We start from the raw sequence: 24,320 nt of genomic DNA, 5'->3' as shown, positions 1-24,320 counted from the left end.
CCCGCCGGGCCCGGCAGACCCGCCCGGAATCCGGCGGATCCCAGCCGAAGGGGCCGGGGGGAAGCTCCCCCCGGCCCCCGCCGGCCCGCCCCGCCGGATTCCTCAGCCCTTGCTGACCGCCGCCAGGATTTCCGGCAGTCGTGCCGTCACCCGGGGGGCCGCCACTCGCAGGCCCAGCTCGGCGAGTCCCGTGCCGTAGAGGGCTCCGGCCGGCAGCAGTACCCACAGGAGCTGGTGCAGGCCCGCCACATGCAGCCAGATGGTCAGACCCAGCAGCGGGCTGCACAGCACCGCGGCGACCAGGACGCCGCCGAAGAGGCTGAACCAGGCGATCGCGCCCTGTCCCGGCGCGACGCTCTTGTTGCTCTCCGAGGGGATCGAATACGGGAACAGCGCGGAGGACACCGCGCCGGTGGCCAGCAGCGCGCCGAGCACGGCCAGCGAGAGCCCGTAGACCTCCATGAAGTCCGACCACGGCCCGATCAGCGCCGCGGCGCCGATGACGACCAGCGTGACGTATGGGACGGCCACCAGCGCCAGCGTCACCGCACGGGCCCGCAGCTCCTGATACGCGTCCCGGGACGTGGCGATCGTCGAGGCGACCATCCAGAACGCCGAGGTGTCCTGCCCGAACTGGTTGTACATCTGCGCGCCGAGCAGCGCGGACGCCGAGAAGGCGGTGTAGATGCTGCCGTTGCCCTGCGCGGAAGTGGCGATCGGAACCAGCAGGCCGACGCCGAGCGCGGTGGCCCAGGCCATCTTCGACTTGGGGTCGCGCCAGGCGTAGCGCAGGGAGCGCAGCATGACGGTGCCGGTACGGCCGTCCGGCAGCAGCCGCGCGAGCCCGCGCTCCCCGGTGCCGGACCGGCGGGCCCCGCCCTTCTCCAGCGCCTGGAGAGTGGAGGAGTCCGGGGAGGTCATCAGGGTCGTCAGGGTGCGCTGCCACCACCACAGCAGCAGGGCGAGCGCCAGCGCCGTCAGTGCCAGACCGGCCAGTGCCCGCCCGTACGCCCCGTGCCCGGCGTCGTCGACCGCGCCGATCGCGGAGGCCGGCGGCACCCAGCGCAGCACCTCGCCCAGCGGTTCCAGTACGGACAAGCCGTCCGGCCGGCCCAGCCGCTGGGCGGCGATGTTGACGCCCTGCCCGCCGAGCGCGACGAACAGCCCGCCCAGCACGGCGAGATCGCGGCCGCGGCGGCTGGTCAGCAGGCGGACCGAGGCGGTGGCGATGGCCCGCGCCAGCGCCACGCACACCAACAGCACCAGGACGGCGGCCACGACCCCCACGACCGTGGCGACCGCACCGTGGGCGACCGCGATCACCGCACCCGTCGCCAGCGCGAGAGTGACCACCGGGCCGATGCCGACGAGCGAGGTCATCAGCAGCGAGACGATCAGCGGCCGCGGTCGCAGCGGCAGCATGACCAGCCGGGTCGGATCGAGCGTCTCGTCGCCACCGGGGAAGAACAGCGGCATCACCGCCCAGCCCACGGTGAGGATCCCGGTGAGCAGCACGGCCAGCGCACCGGCGTGCGGGTTGCCGCGCAGCGCGCTCAGCCCCAGCACCACCCCGGCGGCGAACAGCAGCCCGACGAGGATGGAGGCGACATACGCCAGGGTGCGCCCGGTCGACTGGCGCAGCCCGTTGCGCAGCAGCGACAGCTTCAGCCGTACGAAGACGGCGGTCAGGGACGGTGCGGCGGCGGGGCGGGCGGCCGCGGCGGATTCGGTGCTCATCGGGCGCGGCCACCGCCCAGCCAGTCGAGGTCCACGCCCGCGCCGCGGCCCTGCGCGCCGACGAGTTCGAGGAACGCGTCCTGCAGCGAGGGCGCCGCGCCGCGTACCTCGGCGAGCGGGCCGTCGGCCCGGATCCGCCCGGCGGCCAGCACCGCGACCCAGTCGCACAGCGACTCGACCAGCTCCATCACATGGCTGGAGAAGATCACGGTGGCGCCGGAGGCGGTGTAGCGCTCCAGGACGCCGCGGATGGTCTGCGCCGACACCGGGTCGACGCCCTCGAAGGGCTCGTCGAGGAAGAGGATCTCGGGGTTGTGCAGCAGCGCGGCCGCCAGCCCGATCTTCTTGCGCATGCCGGTGGAGTAGTCCACCACCAACTTGTGCTGGGCGCCCGACAGCCCGAGCACCTCCAGCAGCTGCCCGGCGCGCTTGTCGACCTCGTCGCCCGGCAGGCCGCGCAACCGGCCTATGTAGCCGAGGAGTTCGCGTCCCGACAGCCGCTCGAAGAGCCGCAGCCCCTCGGGCAGCACCCCGATCCGGGACTTGACCGACACCGGGTCCTGCCAGACGTCGTGCCCGCCGATCTCGACCTTCCCCGCGTCCGGCCGCAGCAGGCCGGTCACCATGGACAGGGTGGTGGTCTTGCCGGCGCCGTTGGGGCCGACCAGGCCGATGAAGCGGCCGGCCGGCAGCGTCAGGTCGATGCCGTGGACGGCGGTCTGCTCGCCGAACTTCTTCCACAGGCCCTGGATGCGGACGGCCGGCGGGCCGGTCACCTCGCTGCCGGCGGCCGTGACCGGCCCGCCCGGAGCGACAGTGGTGTGCTGCGGCGGCGCCGTCTCGGCCCGCCCCTCGATGTGTTCCGGCTCATTCGCCACCGGTCCCGCCCTTCGACGTCCCCGCAGGGGCCGGTCGTGACCCCCGTCCGGCGTCCCACGATACGGCCGGGTTGCCGGAGGGAGCCGTTCCGCCGGGCGTCGAGGCGCCGGTGGACGGAACGGGCCGCGGGTCAGCGGGTCCGGGCCGCGACCGCCTCCCGGGCGCAGGCGTAGCCGAGCGGGCTGATCAGCTCCTCCGCGTCCGGCAGCCAGCGGTTGGCGGCGCTGGGGCGGCGGGCCCACTGCACCACGCCGTGCGTGCCCACCCGGGTCGGCGGCGCGGCGATGTACTCGCCCTCGCCGCGGCAGAGCAGATCGAGCGTGGCCGGCACCCAGCCCAGACCCCGCAGGAGCGCGGGCACCTTCGCCGAGGCGCCGGTCAGGACGAGGAAGAGCATCCGGCGGTCGGGGGTGGACAGGACGGGGCCGAGCGGCAGCCCCATCCGTTCCATACGGGCCAGCGCCAGACAGCCCGCGGTCTCGGAGACCTCCAGCGCCTCGAAGGTCCGGCCGGTCGGCAGCAGGATCGAGGCCCGCGGCCGGCTGCTCCACAGCCGGCGGACGGTGCTCGCGCTGCCGGTGGCCTCGCCGGCCCAGCCGGGCGCGGTGGGATGTGCGCCGGGCGCAGCGCAGTCGCGGGCGCGGCACGAGCAGCGCGGCGTCCGGCCGTCGTGCTCCAGCCATGCGCCGGGGAACACGTCCCAGTGGCGCTCCTCCGCGTAACGCACCGCAGTGTCCAGCAGCTGCTCGCCGCGCTGCGCGGGGATCTGCGGGGTCCCTGTGACTCCGATGGTCTTTTCCACGCCCAGGACAACTCCCGTGGTGACCAAGGGTTACGCCCAAATGGCTGACGGCCCCGGCGCATTGTTCTCGCACGTGGGGCGCATGGGGGCACCGGTGGGGGCGCGTGTGCGGGTGGGGCCCGGCGAGCGGGTAGCCACCTGCCTGACGGGCGGAGAGGCCGCCCGGCGGCAGGCCGGCGTGGACCCCGGGGGAGCCCGGCACGGCGGCGCCGCGAGCCGCGTACCGACACCGCGCACCGTCCCACCCGTTGAACGAGCGCCGCGCACCGAGGATGCACAGGACCGGATCCACCCCGCTCATCAACCGCGCACAACCGCGCATCCTCGGCAAGGTGTATGGCGCTGTGAGCCCATTTATCGTGCATATCCCGGAACTCTCGGATATCCGGTATATGCCTGGGGAATCGATCACGGGGAACGGCGTTCGCCGGTGAACGCGCACAGCAGTACACAGGGGGTACAGCATGGCCGCCAGGCCACTCGTCGCACGGCAGCCCAACGAACGGCTCCAGTCGCTGATCCAGGAGGCCGCCTGCTCCAACGCGGGGCTCGCCCGCCGCGTCAACATGTGCGGTGCGGAACACGGTCTCGACCTCCGCTACGACAAGACCTCCGTGGCCCGGTGGCTGCGCGGACAGCAGCCGCGGGGCCGGGCCCCGGCCGTCATCGCCGAGGCGCTGGGCCGCAAGCTGGGGCGCACGGTCACCATCGACGAGATCGGGATGGCCGACGGCAAGAACCTCGCGTCCGGGGTGGGGCTGCAGTTCTCGCCGACCGTCCTGGGGGCGATCGAGCAGGTCTGCGAGCTGTGGCGCAGCGATGTCGGGCGGCGCGACTTCCTCAGCGGCTCCACGGTCGCGGCCTCGGCGCTGGTCGAGCCCAGCCGCGACTGGCTGATCACCGGCGCCGATGTCCAGGTCGCCCGCAACGCCGGGGCCCGCGTGGGGATCTCGGACGTCGAGGCGGTCCGCGCGATGACCTCGGCGCTCAGCGAACTCGACCACCGCTTCGGCGCCGGGCATGTCCGGCCGGTCGTCGTGCACTACCTCAACAGCGTCGTCTCGGGGCTGCTGGCCGGCTCCTACCGTGAGTCGGTGGGGCGCGAACTCTTCGCCGCCGTCGCGCGGTTGACGGAACTGGGCGGCTACATGGCCGTCGACACCGGCCAGCCGGGCCTCGCCCAGCGCTACTACATCCAGGCGCTGCGGCTGGCCCAGGCGGCCGGTGACCGCGGCTACGGCGGTTACGTCCTGGCCGCGAGCATGAGCCACCTCGCCGCCTCGCTCGGCAATCCACGCGAGATCGCCCAGCTCGCCCGCGCCGCGCAGGAGGGCGCCCGCGGCCATGTCACCCCGCGCGCGGAGGCGATGTTCTGTGCGGCGGAGGCGCGCGGCCATGCGCTGATGGGCGACGGCCGGGCCTTCCAGGTGGTGGCCGGGCGGGCGGTCACCGCGATGGAACGGGCCGAAGCGGCCGCCGACGCGGGCGACGACCCGGTCTGGATCGCCCACTTCGACCAGGCCTATCTGGCCGATGAACTCGCCCACTGCCACCGGGATCTGGGGCAGCCGGGCCCCGCCGGACAGCGCGCGCAGGAGGCGCTGGACGGGCATCCGGAGGGCCGGGCGCGGCGCCGGGCCATCGGCCTGCTGCTGCTGGCCGGTGCGCAGGCGCAGCAGCGCGAGGTGGAGCAGGCCTGCCACACGGGCACCCAGGCGGTGGAGTTGCTCGGCGGGCTGCGCTCGGACCGGGGCGCGGAGTATCTGGAGGACTTCCAGCTGCGGTTGGAGCCATACCGGGACGAACCCGTCGTCAGGGAGTTCAGCGCACGGCTGGAACTGCGGGCCGCCGCGGCGTGAGCAACGCCTCGTGCGGGTGGATGGACGGCATTTGTCGCGCGGCGTCGGGTTTGTCGTCCGGCGCGGGCGGGCCGGCGGAGGCGGTCCGTCCGCCGCGTTCCGGGGCGGGCGGGGGTGGTGACCAGGCGACGTGTCGAACGTTGCTGCGACCCGGTAGCGTGCAGCCGACGATTCCGTAGGTCTGCACGTTGGTAGGAGTCACGGTGACGCAGAGCGGACAGGGTCACGACCCGCAGAATTCTGCGGCCGGTCCCGCCCGAGAGGGCATTGTGCTGCCCGCCAACGGCGAGCCGTGGGTGCCCGAACAGCAGCCCGCGCCGGCCGCCGGCCAGCCCTGGGGTCAGCCCTGGGGCCCCGGTGAGCAGGCCGCCCCCGCCCCCCAGCCGTACGGCGAGGCGCCCGCGCAGGGGTACGGGCAGGAGCCGCCGCAGGGTTACGGCCAGGACCAGCAGTACGGTTTCAGCCAAGATCAACAGCAGGGCCACGGCGCACCGCAGGGACAGCCGCAGCACCCGCAGGCCCCCGGGCCGCCGCAGCCGCAGGGCGGCCAGGGCTTCCCGGCGCCGCCCCAGGGGCAGCCGCCGCTGCCGCCCGTCCCGCCCGCGATGCCGCAGCAGCCGGCCGGTCCCGAGGGCCAGGCCGCGCCGACGTACGGCGGCCAGGGCGCACCCGGCGCACTGCCGCCCGAGGGCCCCTACGACGCCGGCCACCAGCCCCCTCAGCAGGCATACGGCCAGCAGCCCCCGCCCCAGCAGCCGTACGGACAGCAGCCCCAGGGCCCGTCCGGAGCGCTGGTGAAGGCGACCCCGCAGACCGGCGCACCGCTGCCGCCCGTCTCGGGCGATGCGGAGGCCACCGCGCTGATTCCCCCCATAGGCGGGCAGCCGGGCGGTGCCGCGCCGCTGCCGCCCGAGGCGCGCTCCCGACCGGAGACGCCCGACGAGTCCACCACCATGCTGCGCGCGATCAAGCCGCAGCACGGCGGCCCCCGGGGCGCCGCCCAGCCGATGCCCGGCGCCCAGGGCGCGGGCGACGCCGAGGCCACCCAGCTCATCCCGCCGGTGGGCGCCGGCGCGCCGCCCCCGCCGCCCGGCGCCCCGTACGGCGTCCGCCCCGGCGCACCCGGCGACCGCCCCACGCCCGCCGAGTTCGACGGCCTCTTCCGCGACGGACCGGGCACGCCCGGACAGACCGGGGCACCGGACTCCACGGCACAGCTGCCGCGCTTCGAGGACCCGGGCCACTCGCCGTACGGGCCGGGCCAGCCGCCCCAGCAGCAGTACGGCCAGCAGTTCCCGCCGCCCGGCGGCCACGGCGCGCAGGCCCCGTACGATGACGATGACGCCGGCGGCGGGCGCCGGCGGCTCCCCGCGGCCGCGGTCATCGGCATCGTCATCGTGGTGCTCGCCGGCGCCGGCCTCGGCCTCGGCTGGGCGCTGAGCGGCGGCAGCAGTGACGACAGCGCGAAGAAGCAGGACTCCGGGGCCGGTGCCTCCACGGCGCCCCAGCAGTCGGAGCAGCCGAAGCCGTCCGCCGACCCGGCCCAGGCACAGGCCAAGGACCTGGACGCGCTGCTGGGCGACAGCAACAACAGCCGCTCCTCGGTGATCGGCGCCGTCAACGGCATCAAGACCTGCAGCAACCTCGGCGGCGCGGCCAAGGACCTGCGGTCCGCGGCCGGGCAGCGCAACGATCTGGTGAAGCGGCTGCAGCAGCTCTCCGTCGACAAGATCCCCGACCACGCCCGGCTGACCGCCGCCCTCACCAAGGCCTGGCAGTCCTCGGCCGCCGCGGACAACCACTACGCGGCCTGGGCCGGCCAGGTCGGCGGCAAGAAGGGCTGCCACAAGGGCCGGGCCAGGGGCACCGGGCAGGCCGCCCAGGCCAATGTGGCCAGCGGCCAGGCGACCCAGGCCAAACGGCAGGCGGCCCAGATCTGGAACCCGCTCGCCCGGAAGTACGGCCTGACGGAGCGCCGCCCCGAGCAGCTCTGAGCCCCGTGGGGGCGGGCGGCGGCCCACCCCGTCCCGCTCAGTTGTCGGTGTGCCGCCGCTCCAGCGTGCCGGTGACGTTCACGAAGCCCTTCCGGGCGGCGACCAACTCGCCGTTCCGTACGACCTGATAGGTCACCGTCCCGTTCACGATGCGCGGGAAGTCCTGGACGGCGAGCATGTCCTCGTCGCGCCAGCGCAGCTTGGGGGTCAGCCCGCCGGTGTCGACGGCGCGGTCCCCGCGGTCCAGCGCCTGCTGCAGGGTGTGCGAGGTGATGTCCTCGGTGCCCCGGTCGTCGAGCTGCTCGATGAGCGAGCGCAGCACGGTGTAGGCGATCCAGGTGGTCTGGACGCCCTGGTCGGCCGGGTCGATGCGGTTGTCGTCGAAGGCGAAGTCGGTGATCACCTTGCGCATCGGGTCCCAGCGGTGATCCCCGGCGACCGGGTACCAGCCGGTGATGTCCGCGCCCTCCAGCGGCCCGGCCGTGCCGCCCGTACGGTTGATCAGCGACTGGCCGACGCTGCCGAGGACGGAGGCGACCCGCACCCGGGGGCTGTCCTCCTGGAGCCGCCGGAACGAGTCGAAGAACGTGTCGGTGTGGTCGCCGAGCGAGGCGGTCACGCACGAGCCGTCCGCCGTGCCGCCGGCCTGGGCCGTGCCGTGGACGGCCGGGTCGGCGTCCACCCCGTCCAGCGCGCGGTTCACCTCCGACGAGTAGTCGGTGCCGTCCTCGGGCGCCTTGATGTCCTTGGCCGGGTGCCGGTGGCCGTTCGTCAGGCCGGAGTTGAGCAGCGACGGCATCTGGTCGCCCTGAATGGTGTCCGGGCGGACCAGCGCGACGCGCTTGCAGTCGCCGGCCAGCTGGCGGCCGTTCCCGGCGAGCAGGGAGGCCTGGCCCCCGTTGACGGGGTAGGACAGCGGGCTCTCGAACTCCTCGTCCGAGGCGCCGTAACCGCCGATGAAGGGGATGCCCTTGACCTCCAGCGGTGACATGAACGAGCGGCCGAACTGACTGTACGAGCCGACGACGGCGACCGCGCCCGCTTCCACCGCGCGCTGTGCGCACTGCGCGGCGTACACCGAGTCATTGCGCTCGTTGCAGGTCAGCACCCTCAGATGGTGGCCCCTGATGCCGCCGCGGGAGTTGACCCAGCGGGCGTAGGCCTGCGCCATGGCCGGCATCCCCGGCATATTGGTCGCCTTGGTGTCCTCGGGCGCCCAGGTCATGACCGTGATCGGCGGCTTCTCCCCGGAATCCCCCGAGCCGGGGAGCGCGCCGCAGCCCGCGAGCAGCGACGCGATGACCGCCGTACATGCCGCCGCCGAGGCGATCGGGACCACGCGCGCGCGGGGGAAGGGGCGGGGGAGGGGGCGTCGCCGTCCGGTCATGACACCGCAGCCTTCCGTCCTGCCCGGAACGGGCGAGTGACGATAAGGCAAGGGATGGTGACGCTGAGGTGAACTCCAGGGGGCTGCTTGAGATCACCTGACCGGAACGTACGATCCAATACTGTGCAAGGTTCGGAGAAGTCTTCCCGTCGCGGCCGTCGCTCGAGCACCATGGGCGGCATGCCGCTCAACGACATGCCGTGGTGGCGCTGGCGCAGCAATGTGCGCTCCGCGCTGCACATGCTCTCCGACCCCGCCTTCCAGCAGGAGACCTGGCTGACCGGCCGGCCCGGCTACGGCGATGTCACCGACGCCGTCTACCGGCTCGTCGAGGACACCTGGCTGGACAACTGGTCCGCCGAGAAGTACGTCGGCACGATCTTCCGCGACAGCCAGGAGGCCCAGCTCGTCGACGCCGCCGTGCTGCGGGTGCTGCGCCTCATGCACCAGGTCGGCGCGGACGCACCGGTCGCGGCGTACATGGAGCACCAGGGCTGGCCGGACGCCGTCCGCGCGGCCCGGGAGGCCCATGTGCAGCTGGCGACCGCGGACGGCGAGGACCCCGACACCGCGCCCCGCTCGCTGGAGGTGCTGGCCATCATGACCGGTCAGGCGGACGCCCCGGCCTGACCTGCTCCGCAGGTGTGCGACCCTATGAGGTCATGAGCGAGTCGCAGCCCACCCAGCCCGGTCCGCACGGTCGGAACGATCAGTACGTCCTCACCCTGTCCTGCCCGGACAAGCAGGGCATCGTGCACGCCGTGTCCAGCTACCTCTTCATCACCGGCTGCAACATCGAGGACAGCCAGCAGTTCGGCGACCACGACACCGGGCTGTTCTTCATGCGGGTCCACTTCAGCGCCGACGCCTCGGTGAGCGTCGACAAGCTGCGGGCCAGCTTCGCGGCGGTGGGCGACTCCTTCGGCATGGACTGGCAGATCCACCGGGCCGACGAGAAGATGCGGATCATCCTGATGGTGTCCCGCTTCGGGCACTGCCTCAACGACCTGCTCTTCCGCTCCCGGATCGGCGCGCTGCCGGTCGAGATCGCGGCCGTGGTCTCCAACCACACGGACTTCGCCGCGCTGGCCGGCTCGTACGACATCCCCTTCCATCACATTCCGGTCACCCGCGACACCAAGGCCGAGGCCGAGGCGCGACTGCTGGAGCTGGTCGAGGCCGAGCAGGTCGAGCTGGTGGTCCTCGCCCGCTACATGCAGGTGCTCTCCGACGATCTGTGCAAGGCGCTGTCCGGCCGGATCATCAACATCCACCACTCCTTCCTCCCGAGCTTCAAGGGCGCCAAGCCCTACCACCAGGCCCACGCCCGCGGTGTGAAGCTCATCGGCGCCACCGCGCACTACGTCACCGCGGACCTCGACGAGGGCCCGATCATCGAGCAAGAGGTCGAGCGGGTCGGTCACGAGGTCACCCCGGACCAGCTCGTGGCGATCGGCCGGGACGTCGAGTGCCAGGCGCTGGCCCGGGCCGTGAAGTGGCACAGCGAGCGCCGGGTCCTGCTCAACGGCAGCCGCACGGTCGTCTTCGCCTGACCGAGTCCCTCCCCCGACACGGAATACCCTCCGCACCGCTCACGTTGTGGCCCCGAGGGGGCGCCAAGACCCCCTACGGGACATGTTCGACCGCCCCCTACTGGCCGGCTCCAGAGGCACCGGCCGGCTCCAGAGGTACTGGCGAGCTCCAGAGGTATGGCCGGCTCTAAAGGCGCGAGAGCGACGCGGTCGCGAAGAGGACGTCCCGGATCGCGTCGCGTTCGCCGAGCTGGCCCGCCGCGGCCTCCTCGGGGGAGATGTGGCCGGCGGCCAGCTGGCAGAACTCGGCGCTGTCCAGGGCGATATGGGCGACCGTGTGCTCCGGGGTGCCGAGGGCGGCCGGCGAATCCAGCGGTATGTACCAGTGGCCGCCGCCGTTGCCCTCGACCTCCAGATGGAGGGTGCGGCCCGGGGCGCCCGCCTCGACCAGCCGCTGCGGCGGCGCGGCGAGCCCGGCCCTCCGGCGGCCGGCCAGCGCACTGGGCAGCAGCCGGGCGGCGAGGTCGACCAGCTGGTGGAGGTGGGCCGCGGCCGGGGGCTCGTACGGATAGTCCACCGCCTCGGCGATGTCGCCGGCATGGACCCAGCACTCGAAGGCGCGGTCGAGGAACGAATCGCGCAGCGGGAGCCGGAAGTCGCCGTAGCGCACGGCGAGTTCGGCGACCCTGGTGCCGGCGAACGACACCTGGCGGATCAGCGCACTGCTCTGGTCGCGCCACGGGGCGTGGGTGGCGAGCGGGCTCTGCTCCTCGTCCGCCGCCCGCCAGAACGTTTCCGTACGGATGAGGGGGTCGGGGGTGCCCGGCGGGGCGGCGGTGCCGAGCGGGTCGGTCAGCCCGAGGGCCGTGGCGACCAGGCCGTCCACCGCCATCAGATGTCCCATGACACCGGCGACGGTGGTCTCCCGCTCGACCGGGCGCTCGCCCTCGAACCAGCGCAGCCGCACCGGGGCGCGCCACTCCGCCTCGCCCATGTCCCGCAGCAGCGCGTCCAGCTTGGCGGTCTCCGCGTCGTACGGCGTCGCCCACTCGGGTACCGGGATACGGGCCGGCCGCCGGCCGAGGCAGCCCTCCAGCACACGGGAGCGCAGCAGCGGATCGAGGTCGAGGCTGTCGGCGGGGTGCAGCAGCCCGACGGCCTCGCGCAGCCGCAGCGCTTCGTCCGCGCAGGAGGCGCAGTCGGTCAGATGGGCCTCGACGGCGGCCGTCTCCTCCGCGGAGCAGGCCGACAGTGCCCAGGCGCCGAGCAGCGACTTGAGGACCCGGTGCGGCGGGTCGCCGGCCGGCGCCGGAAGGATCACGGGGGCGACGGGCGGCTCGACCACGGCCTCCGGCAGGTGGGGGCCGTCCTCGGCGCCCTCCGGCTCGGGGACGGGCGGGGGCGGGGCGTCCGGGAGCGGGCCGTGGTCCTCGGCGGCGGAGCGCGGTGACGGTATCCGCGGCCGTTCGCCGGGGCTGCTGGGCAGCTCGCGGCCGTCCCACTCGTCCGGGCCGTTCACAGGGACCGTCCATGGCCCGGGCCGGGCGGAGCGGAGGTCCCCGGGCCGGTGAACGGGGAGCCTGGCGGGCGCGGGCCGCGGGGAGCGTGCGGGCCGTGCGGGGCGCGGGCGGGGTGCGCCGGGTGCGCGGTGCGGTGGGCCGGCGGCAGGGCCTGGTGATGGTGGGCGGTGGACAGCAGTTGCAGTCCCAGACGGAGCCGGCGCCGGGCCTCGTCCTCCGTGACGCCCAGGTCGGCGGCGGTCTGGCGGTAGTCCCGGCGCTGGAAGTACGCCAGCTCCAGGGCGGCCCGCAGGGGTGCGGGCATGGACGTGACGATGTAGTCGGCGCGGGCGGCGGTGGAGGCCTCGTGAATCTTCTGCTCTATCTCGGCGGACTCAGGGGACCCGGCCCCGCCGTCGCGCGCCGAGGCGGCCTCGGTCTGGCGCAGCCGCTGGACGGCCTGGTGGCGGGTGACGGCGGCGACCCAGGAGCGCAGGGTGCCCTGCTTGGGGTCGTAGGAATCCGGGTGTTCCCAGAGGGAGGCGAAGACTTCGCGGGTGACGCGGTCGGCGGCGTCCTCGTCGTCCAGGACGCGGTGGGCGAGGCTGTGCACGAGAGAGGCGAAGCGGTCGTAGAGCTCGCCGAGCGCCGCGGCCTCGCCGTGCGCGAGCCGCTGCTGCATGCGCCTGTCCCAACGCGGTGACGCGTCGTGTCCCATCGGGTCCTCATCCCTGCCCGCCGCCACCGGGCTCACACCTCAGCCGTCACTCCTGCACCCGCTCCGGGACCAGTGCGCACGATCACAGGGCCCGCCGTGCCATCGAATGTAATGGGCGGGTCCGACAACGCACGCTCCTTTGCGGCAAACCGCGCCCCGTGCGGGCGGGGAATGGTAAGAGCCGGCCACCGGATGTCTTCCGTCCTCGCCCGTCCTCGCTTTGTGGCGATACTGCCCGATCGAAGCGGATCGATGCCGATCGTTCTTGTCCGCTCAGAGGTATGTGTTATCCGTGTGTGACCGGATGTCGGCGAAAGGCAGGGGGTGCCTGGGCATAGCCTTGGGCGGGACGGCCTGTTGCGCCAAGGGTTCCCAGGTGTTTCAGGGGAGAGAGGCCGGGCAGTCGAGGCGGGGAAGGGTGAGTTCCGGACATCGCGGGGAACATCCGGTACGAGAGCGAGCGAAAGGCTTCGAGCGCGTGTCGTTGAAGGTGGCAGAAGACGAACAAGGCCCATGGGCCGTACTGCAGGTCTCCGGCGAGATGGACCTGGTCACGTCGCCTGCGGTGCGCCAGCATGTGCACGACGCGGTGGCCGACGGCCGGCGCTCCCTCGTGCTCGACCTCTCCGAGGTGAGGTTCTGCGATTCCAGCGGCGTCGGCGTGCTGATCGCCGCCCGCCGGCTGATGCGTTCCTGTCAGGGGCGGCTGCGGCTGATCCTCCCGGCGCAGGGCGCCGTGGACGGCTCGCACGTCAACCGGGTGCTGGCCGCACTCGGCGTCCGCCGGCTCTTCGAGGTCTACCCGGACCTGCGCACCGCCGTCGACGAGGCCGCCGCACCGCTCTCCGCCTGACGCCCCGCTCGCCCGCTCACTGACGCGGGCCTCCACTCGAAGCGGGCTTCCACCCGACGCGGCCCTCCGCCCGACGCGGACGGGGCCGGCCGCGCTCCCCTCCGCCCGCACGACGAGGCCGCCTCCGCCCACCGCGGCCGGGCCCCCGCACGCCCCCGGCCCGGCACTCACCCCGCCTCCGTACCCACCCGCCCGTACGGCAACTCCGCCCGCACGACGAAGCCGCCGTCGGAAGTCCGCCGTGCCTCCAGCGTTCCGCCGAGGCTCTGGGCGCGCTCGCGGAGCCCGACCAGCCCGTGTCCGCCGCCGGGCAGCCCGAGGGCGGCCGCCGTCGCGTCCGGCGGACCGTTGCGGATCTCCACCCGCAGCCCGTGCCCCGCACGGCTCTCCCCGGCCCGCCCGGACCCGCCCGTGCCGTCCGCCCGCACCGCGGCCAGCGGATCCACGCGTATCCGGACCCGCGCCCCTGGTGCGTGCTTGCGGATGTTGGTGAGCGCCTCCTGGACCGTACGGAAGGCCGCCCGTTCGACGGTTTTCGCGCCCTTCGCACCGGCCACCACGCCGCCCTCGTACGTCACGTCCAGCGCGCTCATCTCGATCAGCCGCGGCAGCTCCGCCAGATCGGGCTGCGGCGCGAGGTCCTGCGCCTCGCCGGCACCGCCGCCGTCCGCCCGCAGCACGCCCACCATGTGCCGCAGTTCCTCCAGCGTCCGCACGGACAGCTCCCGGATCGTCCGGGCCCCGGCGCGCGCCGCCGGGTCCTCCGTGCTGACCTGCACCGCCCCCGCCTGCAGGCTGATCAGGCTGACCTGGTGGGCCACCACATCGTGCATCTCCCGGGCGAGCCGGGCGCGTTCGGTGGTCTTGACCCGGTCGGCGAGCAGCCGGTCCTCGCGGCGCAGGCTGCGGGTCAGGTCCTCGACGCGGGAGGCGAGTTCCCGCCGGGTGCGCATCAGCAGGCCCAGGGCGATCGGGGCGGCCGAGGTGACGGTGGCGTCGATCAGCACCAGGGTGTTCTCGCGGTAGTCGGTGAGTTCGAAGTCGGAGATCGGATACGGGAAGAAGTGCGCGGCGATCAGCAGCACCGCACAGATGCCCAGCCGCGCCCGGCCGGGCCGGCGGGCGGCCAGGGTGTAGAGCCCGATCATCGGCGCGAACCAGATGTAGCCGATGTAGAGGCCGGGGAGGGTGAACAGGAAGACCAGCAGGGGGAAACGCCGGCGCACCAGCAGCACCACCGCGGCGGCGATCGAGACGCCCAGCTCCAGGCCCGGTCCGACGCCGTTGACCAGCATCGCGTCGGCGACCGCGAGCAGCACCGGGATCATCACCGGCGCGACCCTGCGCAGCCGTCGGCCCGGCGCCCCGTGTGCCGCCGCCCGCCACGCGGCCGCCGCTGCCCCGGCGGGCCCCCGGCGGCGCGTCCGCCCGCCGCCGGCGCTCACCACGCCCCCCGCGGATCGCCGGTCACCAGGCCCGCGCGGTCGGCGACGATGGCCGCCTGGACGCGGTTGATGCCGCCCAATTTGCCCAGCAGGGCGCGTACATGGTCCTTGACCGTACTGGGGGCCAGCCCCATCCGGTCCGCTATCTGGGCGTTGCCCAGCCCCTCGCCGAGCAGGGCGAGCACCTCCGACTCGCGCGGCGTCAGCCCGCGCACCGCCCGGGCCGCCGCGTTCTGGTCCTCGGCGGTCAGATAGCCGCCGATCACCGCCCGCGTCACGCCCGGATCCAGCACGCTGCCGCCGTCCGCCAGCGTCCGTACGGCGCGGACGAGTTGCTCGGGGTCGGAGTCCTTGAGCAGAAACCCGGCCGCGCCCTCGCGCAGCGCCGCGCTCAGGTACTCCTGGGCGTCGAAGGTGGTCAGCATCGCCACGGCGGGCGGTTCGGGGGCGGCGCGCAGCCGGCGCAGCACGGTCAGCCCGTCCACGTCCGGCATCCGGATGTCGAGCAGCACGACCTCGGCCGCGCATCCCAGCACGGTCTCCACGGCTTGCGCGCCACTGCAGTCCGCGACCATCTCGATGTCCGGGGCGGTCCCCAGGATCATCCGCAGTCCGGATCTGACCAGCCGCTCGTCGTCCACCACAGCGACACGGATCACCGGCCGCCCCTTTCTCCTCCGCACCCGCCCGAGCCCGCGGAACCGCCCGGCGCTGCGCGACTCCGTCCCTGCCACCCGGGTCCGCCCTGCGGCGGCCCCGTACCCCCGCCGAGCGGCGGGGGTCAGCCCGCGACCTCGGGAGGATGCCCCGGGGAGGGCCCCGTTGGCAGAGTGGTCCTTATGCTGCACCACTGAAGAGGCCACAAGCCCAGGACGCGTTGCAGTTCACATCGGCGGCCGCCGCGACCCCCACACGCGACGGCCGTCGTTGGCTGTGCGGGGGCGGTTCGGAGGGGGATCTCCCCCGCACAACCAGGGCGTTTGCGGCGGTGTCACGCAGAGGGGGCATCTTTCGCGCCCAGGCGCGCACCCCGGCTGCGGGCGACCCGTAACGCGTCCCCGAGCGCGGTGGTGAGCTGCGCCGCCAGATACCGCACCTCCCGCGCGCCCGCCCGCGGATCGCCGAGCAGCACCTCCGCGTGCCCCAGCAGCTCGTCGCCCATGTCGAGTTGCAGTCCCTCGACCTGATCGGCCCGCTCCGCAACGGGCCCGCCGTCACGATCGCTGAGCAGATAGCAGGGTTTGCCACCGGGGGCCGTCCAGGGGAGGAGGCGGGGGGTGGGGGGAATGTCGTGCGTCATGTCGACCTGTTCTTCGTCAGGCGGGTCCGGCCCGCGGGCCGTCGGCCCGGGAGCGGCTGTCACTCCTGACCCTCGCGCCCAATACCGCCCATAGCGATCTCAACTGCCTATAGGGCGGCCCTATATTGGCGACATGGGCGAATGCGATACGGGCCTGTGGTCCCACCCCCGGCTCCTGGCAGCTGTCGCCGACGAGGACTGGGGCGCCCTCTTCCGGACGTATCGACAGCTCGCCGGAGTCAGCCAGATGAAGCTGGGTGGGCGGGTGGGGCTGGCCCAACCCGATGTGTCGGAGATCGAGCGCGGCAGACGTCGTGTCACGTCCATGGAGGTGCGCCAGCGCATCATCGAGGGCCTCGGTATCCCGCGTGGGCGTCTCGCACCGGCCCCGGCGGGAGCCCAGGAGCTGCCGGTGCCCGGCCTGGCGTTCTCCGGCCTCGCACCCGACGAGGACCTGCTGGTACGCGTCACCAGTGCCGTGGACGGTGCGCATCGTGTCGACGGCGCGACGCTGGACTGGCTCGACCGGCTTCTGGCCGAGCACAGGAGCGCGGAGGATTACATCGGCTCCCGTCCCCTCGTCGAGGTGATGGGTCAGCAACTGCGCACGGTCGTGAATCTCCATGCGGGCGCACGCGGCCCCTTGGCGGAGCGGGTCGTCCGACTCGCCGCCGAGCACGCCCAGTTCCTCGCGTGGATGGCCCAGGACCAGGGGAAAACGGCCGCCGCACTGGCGTGGTACGACCGCTCCCACGAGTGGGCCCTGGAGGCCGGAGACGCTGACATGGCCGCCACGACGCTCAGCATGAAGGCACATATGGCCTGGTCCGGCGGCCGGGGGCAGCGTTGCGTACGGCTCGCGCAGGCGGCTCGGTGGTCGGCGCCGGGAACGTCGCTGGGCGTACAGGGGATGGCTGCCCAGATGGAAGCGCGTGGTCATGCGCTCAACCGTGCTTCCGACGCGGCGCGACGCCTGCTGGACGAGGCCCAGCACCTCATCAGCCGCGCCGCGCAACGCCCCGAGGACGAACCCGTGTGGATGTATTTCTACGACGAGACGTGGTTCACGCTTCAGCGCGGCATGGCCGCCATGCACCTCGGCGACTGGGAGGGCGCCACCCGCCACCTGGCGTCCGGCCTCAGCGCGGTGCCGGTCTCCTACCGCAGGGACCGCGCGTGGTACCGGGCCTGCCTGGCTCATGCCCACGCGGCAGCGGGCGAAGCCGAACAGGCCCTGACGGCCGCCCTCGCGAGCGTCCCCGACGCATCCGAGATCGGGCGCCCCCACGCGTGGAACGAGCTGCACACCACGGCATCGGTGTTGCTGCGCAAGGGAGCCCGGGAGGGGCGTCAGCTCGTGGAGGCGCTCAGCGCCCACGACTGAGCGCGGCGGCGCGGCCGAGGCGCAGCCCCGCAACGCGAAAAGTCCGCCGCCCCCGAGCGACACCCCGGGGCGGCGGACCTTCGAGACGGGTCAGCGGTTGAAGATCGGCATGATCTCCTTGCTGTCGTCGCACCAGACCTCGTGGTAGCCGTTCGCCTGGGCGTTGGGGAGTTCCGCCGCTTCGCACGCCGCCTTGGAAGGGTACTTCTCGGCGCCCACGGGAATCCAGCCGTCGCCGGGCGGCGGGGCGGCGAAGGCGCTGGTGGCGGACAGCGGGATGGCGACCGCGGCGGCACCGACTGCGAGACCGACTCCGATACGAGTACGCCACGACTTCATGGTTTTCTCCTTGGTTCGTCTTTCGCGTTCCGAGCTGGTCGGGCCCGGAGGGTTCTGGCTCGTGCAGGGCGGTACCGAGGTGTCAGCCGATGGGGTTGACGAAGGTGGCCGGGTGGGTGGCGCTGCGCTGGTCGACGAGGGTGCCCCAGGGCCACGCGATGGTGAGCGACGTGGTCTCGTTGGGCGGGGTGACGTCCGCGAAGGCGGGCTGATAGAAGCCCTTGTCTTCCTTGGTCAGGGCGACGTTGAGCGTGAAGTCGGTGCTGTCCCCGGGCTGCAGGGTGATCGAGCCGTGCTTGGCCGACGAGCGGGTCAGCGACCAGCGCTCGCCGCCGTTCTCGGACTTGAGGTCCACCCCCGGGAAGCCGCCGATCTTGCAGGCGCGGCTGCCCTTGTTGGTCAGCACGATGCTGGTGGTCGTCGAGCCGCCCGCGTTCGGGTCCGGTGCGGCGTCGCCGCCCGTGGCGAACGCCGCCTTCAGGCCGGAGGTGTGGCAGCGCTCCCCGCCCGAGCCCGCCCCGCCACCGTTGGCGGCCGACGCGCTCCCCGACTGCTTGCCCGCGGCGCCCGTCTTGGCGCCCGTCTTGGCGTCGGCCTTGGCACCGGGCGTCGCCTGGGCGTCGGAGCCCGGCGCCGCGTCGGAGTTGCCCGCGCCGCCGGACGTCGCGGCGGCCGCGCCCGCGCCCGACTGGCCGGCGGGCTTCGAGCCGGCGGCGTCCGAGCCGGAGCAGGCGGTCAGGCTGAGGGCGGCGGCTGCGGTGAGGGCCGCGGCGGCCACGCGCAGGGTGCGGCGACGAGCGGTGCGGGCAGTGGTGTTGGAGCGCATTTCGGGTCCCCCGGGAGGCAGTCGGTGTCGTGGTTTCCTCGGTACGTCACCCACTCTGCCCGGGGCGGCTATCGCAGGGCTGCCGCTCCGCTAACGTCCGGCTAACACGGCTGTGAGCAGCGAAAAGAGGCCGTGGAGGACATGAAGGAGCAGGCGCGGGCGGCCAGTTGGGAAGCGGCCCGGCGGGTGCTCCTAGAGCCCGCCGCCGTTCCGTCCCACCGCCGCCGCCCGCAGGCCCTCCGTCCGCAGCCCGCCGTACGGTCCGAACCCGCGCCCGGTGGCCAGGACGACGACCGAGGTCATGGCGGCCAGGCCGTATGCCGTCGTCGCCATGGACAGGGCGCCCGTGGTCGTCTCGACGGACCGGTGGAAGAAGTCCGTCACGGTCAGCCACACCACGGTGCGTACGGTCAGATACAGCTCCATCGCGGCGAAGACCAGGAGCGCGCCGCGGACTTCGTGCCGGCCGCGGACCGCCAGTACGCCCAGGACCAGCAGGACGAGCACCGACCCCAGGGTGGCGAACTCGGTGGGCGCCGACAGGTCGAGGGTGCCCAGCACCGAGCCGTCGACCGCGCCGTGCAGATAGCGCAGCGCGTCCGCCTCGGTGGCCGTCAGGTCGGCCACCACCCAGCCGAGCCGGGCCAGCCCCATCAGCAGGAACAGCACCCCGCAGATCACCGAGGAGCGGTGCCGGCCGGCCTCCGGGGCCGGCGCGCGCCGGCCGCCCTGGCGGGCACCGCGCCAGCGCTCGCTCGCCGGGAACATCACGCACAGCACGACCAGCGCCACCACCAGCCCCAGGCCGCGGGTGGCCAGCGCCCAGCTGCCCAGCGGGTCGTTGCTGTACTGGTGGCGGTAGGCGGCGTGGCACAGGCCCACGCCCTCCCGCAGCGAGGCGGCGAGCAGCAGGAAGCCCGACAGCAGCGCGGCGGAGCGGGCCAGCCGGCGCTGCGCCAGCGCCAGCCCGGCGATCACCAGGAACGCGGCGGTGAAGGCCCATTCGTACGGACCGAGCAGCTGGGGCGCGGCGGCGGCACCGGGATTGAACAGGCCCTCGACGAAGTCCCAGACGCTGCCGTCACCTTGGGCGATGCCGCAGACCGTCCAGGCGAGCAGCGCGCCCGCGTAGAGGGCCAGACACAGGCCGGTGAGGAGATAGGCGTCGTGGTGCTCCGGAGCGGCCCGGCCCGGGTCGGGGCCCGGACGGACGTCCACCGTTCCTCCGTCCTGCATCACCATGACCGACCCCCGCTCCGCCGCCCGCGGCCGTCGCACCGGCCCTTCCCGTACAACAGCCTCACTGTGTCAAGGACGGCGGGAGAGCCGGTGGAGGTTCCACCCCGTGTGTCGGGTGGTTCCCGTTTCGCATGATCAGCGCACATGACGGGAGGAGGCGGTGACGTACTCCCGGATGCCCTGGCGGGTGGTGGCCCGCAGCGCGGTGAGCGCCTCGAGGTCCGGCGCCCAGTGCAATTCGGTCACCGCCGACATCACCTGCTCGCTGCGGTCGAGTATCTCCGGGTCGTCGGTCACCATCTGCGCCCGGAACATGGCCTCTTGGGCCGCATAGCGATTCTTGTAGATCTCCTCGCGCAGCTCCGGGGTGTCCTCGCCGCAGCGCTCGTCCTCGTGCACCACGAACCAGCGGTGGACGAGGACCCGCCGGTAGTCCAGCAGCGCCCCCGCGTAGGCGCAGTACGCGTCGATCCGCTCCTGCCGCAGCCGCTCCGCGCGGGCGAACCGCTCGCTGCGGTCGGTCGCCCGGCTCTGGAAGAAATGGGTGATGCCGGAACCCAGCAGGGTGCCGACGACGGCCACCACACTTGCCACAACTGCCTCCATGGGAGCAGTGGATCACAGCGGGCCGGGCCGGCGGCAGGGTGCGCGCGCCATGGCCGGTCCGTACGGCGCGACCCCTGCCGGCCGGGAGGCGGTGCGGCAAGATGGGGCCATGGGGATCGTCGGTGGCGAGGGCAGACTGATCGGCGGCCGCTACCGGCTGGAGGTCCGGCTGGGCCGTGGCGGGATGGGGACCGTCTGGCGCGCCCATGACGAGCTGTTGAGCCGCCGGGTCGCCGTGAAGGAACTGCACTTCGGCGCGGACGAGCCCGGGGCGCGGGTGCAGCGCGCGCGGGCGATGCGCGAGGCGCGGACCGTCGCCCGGATCCAGCACCCCCATGTGATCGTGGTGCACGACGTCGTCGAGCAGGACGGCCGGCCGTGGATCGTGATGGAGCTGGTCGAGGGGCCGTCGCTGGCCGGCCGGCTGCGGAGCGGGGGACCGGTCGCGCCCCGCGAGGCGGCCCGCATCGGCCTCGCGCTGCTGGGCGCGCTGCGGGCCGCGCACACCCGCGGGGTGCTGCACCGCGACCTCAAGCCCGCCAACGTCCTGATGGAGCCGGGCACCGGCCGGGTCGTGCTCACCGACTTCGGCGTCGCCCAGGTCTCCGGCGTCACGACACTGACCGACGCGGGCGGCTTCGTCGGCTCGCCCGAATACACCGCGCCGGAGCGGATGGCCGGCGGCGGCACGGGGCCCGAGGCCGACCTCTGGTCGCTGGGGGTGCTGCTGTGTGCCGCGCTCAGCGGCGCGTCCCCCTTCCACCGCGACTCGCTGGGTGCCGTCCTGCGGGCCGTCGTGCACGAGGAGATCCAACTCCCCGAGGCCGCCCGCCCGTTACGCGCCGTTGTGGACGGCCTGCTGGAGCGCGATCCGCGGCGCCGGCTGGGCCTCGCCGAGACGGAGCAGCTGCTGCGCGGCTATCTGCGGTCCGGCCGCGCCCCCGAGCGCGGTGCGGGCGGGTCCGGCCGCGGCCAGGGCGCCGGCCGCGCCGCCGAGGCCGCGGCGGGCGCGGGGGGACCGGGGGACGGCGCCCCGGCGGGTCGGCGGCCCCGCACGACGCCAATGCCGACGCCGATGCCGACGCCCATGCCGCCCTGCGCGACGGGTCCGACGGCGGTCGGCCCGGTGAACACCCGCCCAGCGAGGACCCGTTGGACGCGGGGGCGCCGCCCGGCCGTGGTCCCGCCCCGGCCGCGGGCGGCGCCGGACGGACCGGCGGCCGGGCGGGCGGCCGCGCCCCGGCCACCCCGATCCGGGCGGCGTTCGACGACCGGGCGCTGGCCGCGGCCGCCCGCCCGCACACCGGCCGTACCCGCACCGTCCTGCTGGTCGCGCTGGCGGCGGTGGTGATCGGCGGTACGGGCGCGGGCCTCGCCGTACTGCTGACGCAACGCGGCGGGACCGACGACCACACGGGCCGGCCCGGCCGCTCCTCGCTCACCGCGGGCCCGGCTCCGGCACGGAGCACCGGCGCCGGCGGCGCGCAGTCCACCGGCACGGTCACCGCACCCCCGCCGTCGGCGCCCACCGGCACCCTCCCGGCCGGCTACCGGCTCGTCCGCGACCCGGCCGGCTTCGTGATCGCCGTACCCGCCGGCTTCACCCGCGCGTCCGCGCACGGCCGGATCTCCTACGCCTCCCGGGGCGGACGCTTCCTTCTCGGCGTCCGGCTGCGGAAGCAGCTGCCCCAGGGGCCGCTGGGCGCGCTGCGGGCGGCGGACGCGCAGGGTCCCGCCGACTATCCCGGTTACCGCCGGGGCCGGGTCACCGGGACCACCCGCCACGGAGTGCGGGCCGGGCGGTGGGAGTTCGTCCGGGACGGCGGCGCGCACGACGGCGGCCCCCGGTACACCTGTGACCTCAGCTGGGACGAGCGCGGCCGGACGGTCGAGGTGTGGATCTCCGCCCCGCTCGGCGCGCGCGGCGAGGCCCGGCGCCACCTCGAGACCGCGCTCGACGCCTTCCGGCTGCCGGGGGCGTGAGCCCGGGCTCGCGGTCGCCCCAGACCAGCGCCCATGCGGCCAGCGGACACTGGCGCGATGGTGCGATGGTGCGCATGCCGTGAAAACTCGTTACTGCCGGGTACACAAAGCGTCCGGGGAGGCATACCCTCGCCGACATGACGGACTCGCAGGACACCGGAACAGCTGCCTCCGCTCTCGGCTCCGCGCGAGCGGGAGAGGCCCCCCTCGCCTCCGACGAGGCCCCCGACGAGGCTCCCGCGGCCACCACGACTGTCGGAGCCACCACGGGCACGGCGACCCCCGCGACCGCCCCGGCGCGGGCCGACGGCAACCCGGTCGCCCCCGCGCCGGCCGGTGCCCGTACGGCGGCCGAGGTGGTCACCCCTGAGATCGCCGCCCGGCTCACCCGGGGCGTGGTCAGCGGGGGCGGCCGTACCGCCAACCACACCCCGTTCACCGGGGAGAAGCTGGCCGACCTGCCCGAGTCCACCCCCGAGGACGTCGCCACCGCCTTCGAGCGGGCCCGCGCGGCCCAGGAGCGCTGGGCCGAGGTCCCCCTCCGGCAGCGTGCCGCGGTCCTGCTCCGCTTCCACGACCTGGTGCTCCGCCGCCAGGCCGAGGTGCTCGACCTGATCCAGCTGGAGACCGGCAAGGCGCGGCTGCACGCCCACGAGGAGGTGCTGGCGGTTGCCGTCACCGCCCGCCACTACGGCCGCAAGGCCCCCGCCTACCTCCGGCCCAAGCGGCACACCGGCGTCGTCCCGACCCTCACCAAGGTCACCGAACTCCGCCAGCCCCGGGGCGTCATCGGGCAGATAGCCCCCTGGAACTACCCCTTCGAGCTGTCCGTCGGTGACGCCCTGCCGGCCTTCGTCGCGGGCAACGCCGTCGTCATGAAGCCCGACACGGAGACCGCGCTGACCGCGCTGTGGGCCCGCGAGCAGCTCATCGAGGCCGGGCTGCCGGAGGACCTGTGGCAGGTCGTGATCGGCGAGGGCCCGGTCGTCGGCCCCGCCGTCGTCGAGCACGCCGACTACGTCTCCTTCACCGGCTCGACCCGCACGGGCCGCGAGGTCGCCCAGGGCGCCGCCGCCCGTCTGGTCGGCGTCAGTCTCGAACTCGGCGGCAAGAACGCCATGCTGGTGCTGGCGGACGCCGATGTGGAGAAGGCCGCCGCCGGCGCCGTCCGCGGCTGCTTCTCCTCCGCCGGCCAGCTGTGCATCTCCATCGAGCGGCTCTACGTCCACGAGTCCGTCGCCGACGACTTCCTCCAGCGGTTCGCCGCCCGGACCAGGGCGATGCGGCTGGGCAACTCCCTGGCCTACGGCGCCGATATGGGCTCGCTGGTCGGCGAGCGCCAGCTGGAGACCGTCACCCGCCATGTCGAGGAGGCCGTCGCCAAGGGCGCCGAGCTGATCGCCGGCGGCCGCCCCCGCCCCGACATCGGCCCGCTCTTCTACGAGCCCACCATCCTCGACGGCGTACAGGCCCCGATGGCCGTCTGCGGCGAGGAGACCTTCGGTCCGGTCGTCTCGATCTACCGCTTCCGCGACGAGGACGAGGCGGTGGCGCTCGCCAACGCCACGCCCTACGGCCTGAATTCCAGCGTCTGGACCAAGGACGGCCGCCGCGGCCGTGCCGTCGCCGCCCGGCTGCGCACCGGCACGGTCAACGTCAACGAGTCCTACGCCGCCGGCTACGGCAGCGTGCAGTCGCCGATGGGCGGCATGGGGGACTCGGGCCTGGGCCGCCGGCACGGCTCCGAGGGCATCCTCAAGTACACCGAGGGCCAGACCGTCGCCCAGCAGCGGCTGATGCCGATCGCTCCGTCCTTCGGGCTGACCGATGAGAAGTACGCACAGCTGATGACCCGCAGCCTGCGCGCGATGAAGGCGTTCCGCCTGCGCTGAGGCCGCCCGTGGCAGGCCGGCCGGCCGCGCCGCTCCGCCAGAAACC

The 24,320-nt window shown here is 74.0% G+C and carries 22 protein-coding genes; 9 read left to right on the top strand and 13 right to left on the bottom strand.

Going from position 1 to position 24,320, the window contains the following annotated elements:
• Window positions 1-102: 102 nt before the first annotated feature.
• From OIU81_RS14070 to OIU81_RS14060, 3 genes are all read right to left on the bottom strand, one after another.
• Window positions 103-1,737, bottom strand: a complete 1,635-nt coding sequence (locus tag OIU81_RS14070; protein WP_329147633.1) for a transporter — start codon at window positions 1,735-1,737, stop codon at window positions 103-105.
• Window positions 1,734-2,513, bottom strand: a complete 780-nt coding sequence (locus OIU81_RS14065) for an ABC transporter ATP-binding protein (RefSeq protein ID WP_329155139.1) — start codon at window positions 2,511-2,513, stop codon at window positions 1,734-1,736. The genes OIU81_RS14070 and OIU81_RS14065 overlap by 4 nt, the downstream gene beginning before the upstream one ends.
• Window positions 2,514-2,746: 233 nt before the next feature.
• Window positions 2,747-3,418, bottom strand: a complete 672-nt coding sequence (locus OIU81_RS14060; RefSeq protein WP_329147631.1) for a bifunctional DNA primase/polymerase — start codon at window positions 3,416-3,418, stop codon at window positions 2,747-2,749.
• A gap of 464 nt (window positions 3,419-3,882) precedes the next feature.
• Here OIU81_RS14060 and OIU81_RS14055 point away from each other — a divergent pair, with 464 nt between their 5' ends.
• Window positions 3,883-5,277, top strand: coding sequence for a transcriptional regulator (locus OIU81_RS14055; protein ID WP_329147629.1), 1,395 nt, complete (start codon window positions 3,883-3,885; stop codon window positions 5,275-5,277).
• 203 nt (window positions 5,278-5,480) lie between these two features.
• Window positions 5,481-7,271, top strand: a complete 1,791-nt coding sequence (locus OIU81_RS14050) for a hypothetical protein (protein ID WP_443073986.1) — start codon at window positions 5,481-5,483, stop codon at window positions 7,269-7,271.
• A 37-nt stretch (window positions 7,272-7,308) separates the two neighbouring features.
• Here OIU81_RS14050 and OIU81_RS14045 read toward each other — a convergent pair whose 3' ends face one another.
• Window positions 7,309-8,658: an ABC transporter substrate-binding protein gene (locus OIU81_RS14045; protein ID WP_329147627.1), complete on the bottom strand. Its 1,350-nt coding sequence runs from the start codon at window positions 8,656-8,658 to the stop codon at window positions 7,309-7,311.
• Window positions 8,659-8,829: 171 nt separating this feature from the next.
• Here OIU81_RS14045 and OIU81_RS14040 point away from each other — a divergent pair, with 171 nt between their 5' ends.
• Window positions 8,830-9,288 carry an SCO4402 family protein gene (locus tag OIU81_RS14040; protein ID WP_329147625.1) on the top strand — a complete coding sequence of 153 codons (459 nt, stop codon included), beginning with the start codon at window positions 8,830-8,832 and terminating at the stop codon, window positions 9,286-9,288.
• Between the two features lie 32 nt (window positions 9,289-9,320).
• Window positions 9,321-10,211, top strand: coding sequence for a formyltetrahydrofolate deformylase (gene purU / locus OIU81_RS14035; RefSeq protein ID WP_329147623.1), 891 nt, complete (start codon window positions 9,321-9,323; stop codon window positions 10,209-10,211).
• 166 nt (window positions 10,212-10,377) lie between these two features.
• Here purU and OIU81_RS14030 read toward each other — a convergent pair whose 3' ends face one another.
• Window positions 10,378-11,709, bottom strand: coding sequence for a zf-HC2 domain-containing protein (locus tag OIU81_RS14030; protein ID WP_329147621.1), 1,332 nt, complete (start codon window positions 11,707-11,709; stop codon window positions 10,378-10,380).
• The gene (locus OIU81_RS14025) at window positions 11,706-12,407 is read right to left on the bottom strand and encodes a sigma-70 family RNA polymerase sigma factor (RefSeq protein ID WP_329147619.1); all 702 of its coding nucleotides are present in this window, start codon (window positions 12,405-12,407) and stop codon (window positions 11,706-11,708) included. Before OIU81_RS14025 ends, OIU81_RS14030 begins: the two co-directional genes overlap by 4 nt.
• Window positions 12,408-12,885: 478 nt before the next feature.
• On the opposite strand from OIU81_RS14025, the gene OIU81_RS14020 reads away from it, so the two are divergent.
• On the top strand, window positions 12,886-13,260 hold the full coding sequence (locus tag OIU81_RS14020; RefSeq protein WP_262041265.1) for an STAS domain-containing protein: 375 nt from the start codon (window positions 12,886-12,888) through the stop codon (window positions 13,258-13,260).
• Window positions 13,261-13,427: 167 nt separating this feature from the next.
• Here OIU81_RS14020 and OIU81_RS14015 read toward each other — a convergent pair whose 3' ends face one another.
• From OIU81_RS14015 to OIU81_RS14005, 3 genes are all read right to left on the bottom strand, one after another.
• Complete coding sequence (locus OIU81_RS14015) at window positions 13,428-14,588, bottom strand: sensor histidine kinase (RefSeq protein ID WP_329155137.1); 1,161 nt, start codon at window positions 14,586-14,588, stop codon at window positions 13,428-13,430.
• A gap of 113 nt (window positions 14,589-14,701) precedes the next feature.
• Window positions 14,702-15,364, bottom strand: coding sequence for a response regulator transcription factor (locus OIU81_RS14010; RefSeq protein WP_329147616.1), 663 nt, complete (start codon window positions 15,362-15,364; stop codon window positions 14,702-14,704).
• A gap of 332 nt (window positions 15,365-15,696) precedes the next feature.
• Window positions 15,697-16,005, bottom strand: coding sequence for a hypothetical protein (locus OIU81_RS14005; protein ID WP_329147614.1), 309 nt, complete (start codon window positions 16,003-16,005; stop codon window positions 15,697-15,699).
• Window positions 16,006-16,138: 133 nt separating this feature from the next.
• Between OIU81_RS14005 and OIU81_RS14000 the strand changes: the two genes are divergently transcribed.
• A complete protein-coding gene (locus OIU81_RS14000; RefSeq protein ID WP_329147612.1) occupies window positions 16,139-17,389 on the top strand; it encodes a helix-turn-helix domain-containing protein in 1,251 nt (416 codons plus the stop codon).
• A gap of 90 nt (window positions 17,390-17,479) precedes the next feature.
• Here the strand turns inward: OIU81_RS14000 and OIU81_RS13995 are convergent, their stop codons facing one another.
• The 4 genes from OIU81_RS13995 to OIU81_RS13980 all read right to left on the bottom strand — a co-directional run bounded on the left by OIU81_RS13995 (window position 17,480) and on the right by OIU81_RS13980 (window position 20,399).
• A complete protein-coding gene (locus OIU81_RS13995; RefSeq protein WP_329147611.1) occupies window positions 17,480-17,728 on the bottom strand; it encodes a hypothetical protein in 249 nt (82 codons plus the stop codon).
• Between the two features lie 82 nt (window positions 17,729-17,810).
• Window positions 17,811-18,554: a DUF4232 domain-containing protein gene (locus OIU81_RS13990; RefSeq protein WP_329147610.1), complete on the bottom strand. Its 744-nt coding sequence runs from the start codon at window positions 18,552-18,554 to the stop codon at window positions 17,811-17,813.
• Between the two features lie 192 nt (window positions 18,555-18,746).
• Window positions 18,747-19,796 carry a hypothetical protein gene (locus OIU81_RS13985; RefSeq protein ID WP_329147608.1) on the bottom strand — a complete coding sequence of 350 codons (1,050 nt, stop codon included), beginning with the start codon at window positions 19,794-19,796 and terminating at the stop codon, window positions 18,747-18,749.
• A 132-nt stretch (window positions 19,797-19,928) separates the two neighbouring features.
• Window positions 19,929-20,399, bottom strand: a complete 471-nt coding sequence (locus OIU81_RS13980; RefSeq protein WP_329147606.1) for a hypothetical protein — start codon at window positions 20,397-20,399, stop codon at window positions 19,929-19,931.
• 109 nt (window positions 20,400-20,508) lie between these two features.
• Here OIU81_RS13980 and OIU81_RS13975 point away from each other — a divergent pair, with 109 nt between their 5' ends.
• The 3 genes from OIU81_RS13975 to OIU81_RS13965 all read left to right on the top strand — a co-directional run bounded on the left by OIU81_RS13975 (window position 20,509) and on the right by OIU81_RS13965 (window position 24,274).
• The gene (locus OIU81_RS13975; protein WP_443074885.1) at window positions 20,509-21,750 is read left to right on the top strand and encodes a serine/threonine-protein kinase; all 1,242 of its coding nucleotides are present in this window, start codon (window positions 20,509-20,511) and stop codon (window positions 21,748-21,750) included.
• Window positions 21,747-22,382, top strand: coding sequence for a hypothetical protein (locus OIU81_RS13970; protein ID WP_329331137.1), 636 nt, complete (start codon window positions 21,747-21,749; stop codon window positions 22,380-22,382). Before OIU81_RS13975 ends, OIU81_RS13970 begins: the two co-directional genes overlap by 4 nt.
• Before the next feature lie 137 nt (window positions 22,383-22,519).
• Window positions 22,520-24,274: a succinic semialdehyde dehydrogenase gene (locus OIU81_RS13965; RefSeq protein WP_329147602.1), complete on the top strand. Its 1,755-nt coding sequence runs from the start codon at window positions 22,520-22,522 to the stop codon at window positions 24,272-24,274.
• The last annotated feature ends 46 nt before the right edge of the window (window positions 24,275-24,320 follow it).

It is taken from the genome of Streptomyces sp. NBC_01454, assembly GCF_036227565.1.
Taxonomy (GTDB): domain Bacteria; phylum Actinomycetota; class Actinomycetes; order Streptomycetales; family Streptomycetaceae; genus Streptomyces.
This window is presented reverse-complemented; position numbering and strand designations above follow the sequence as displayed.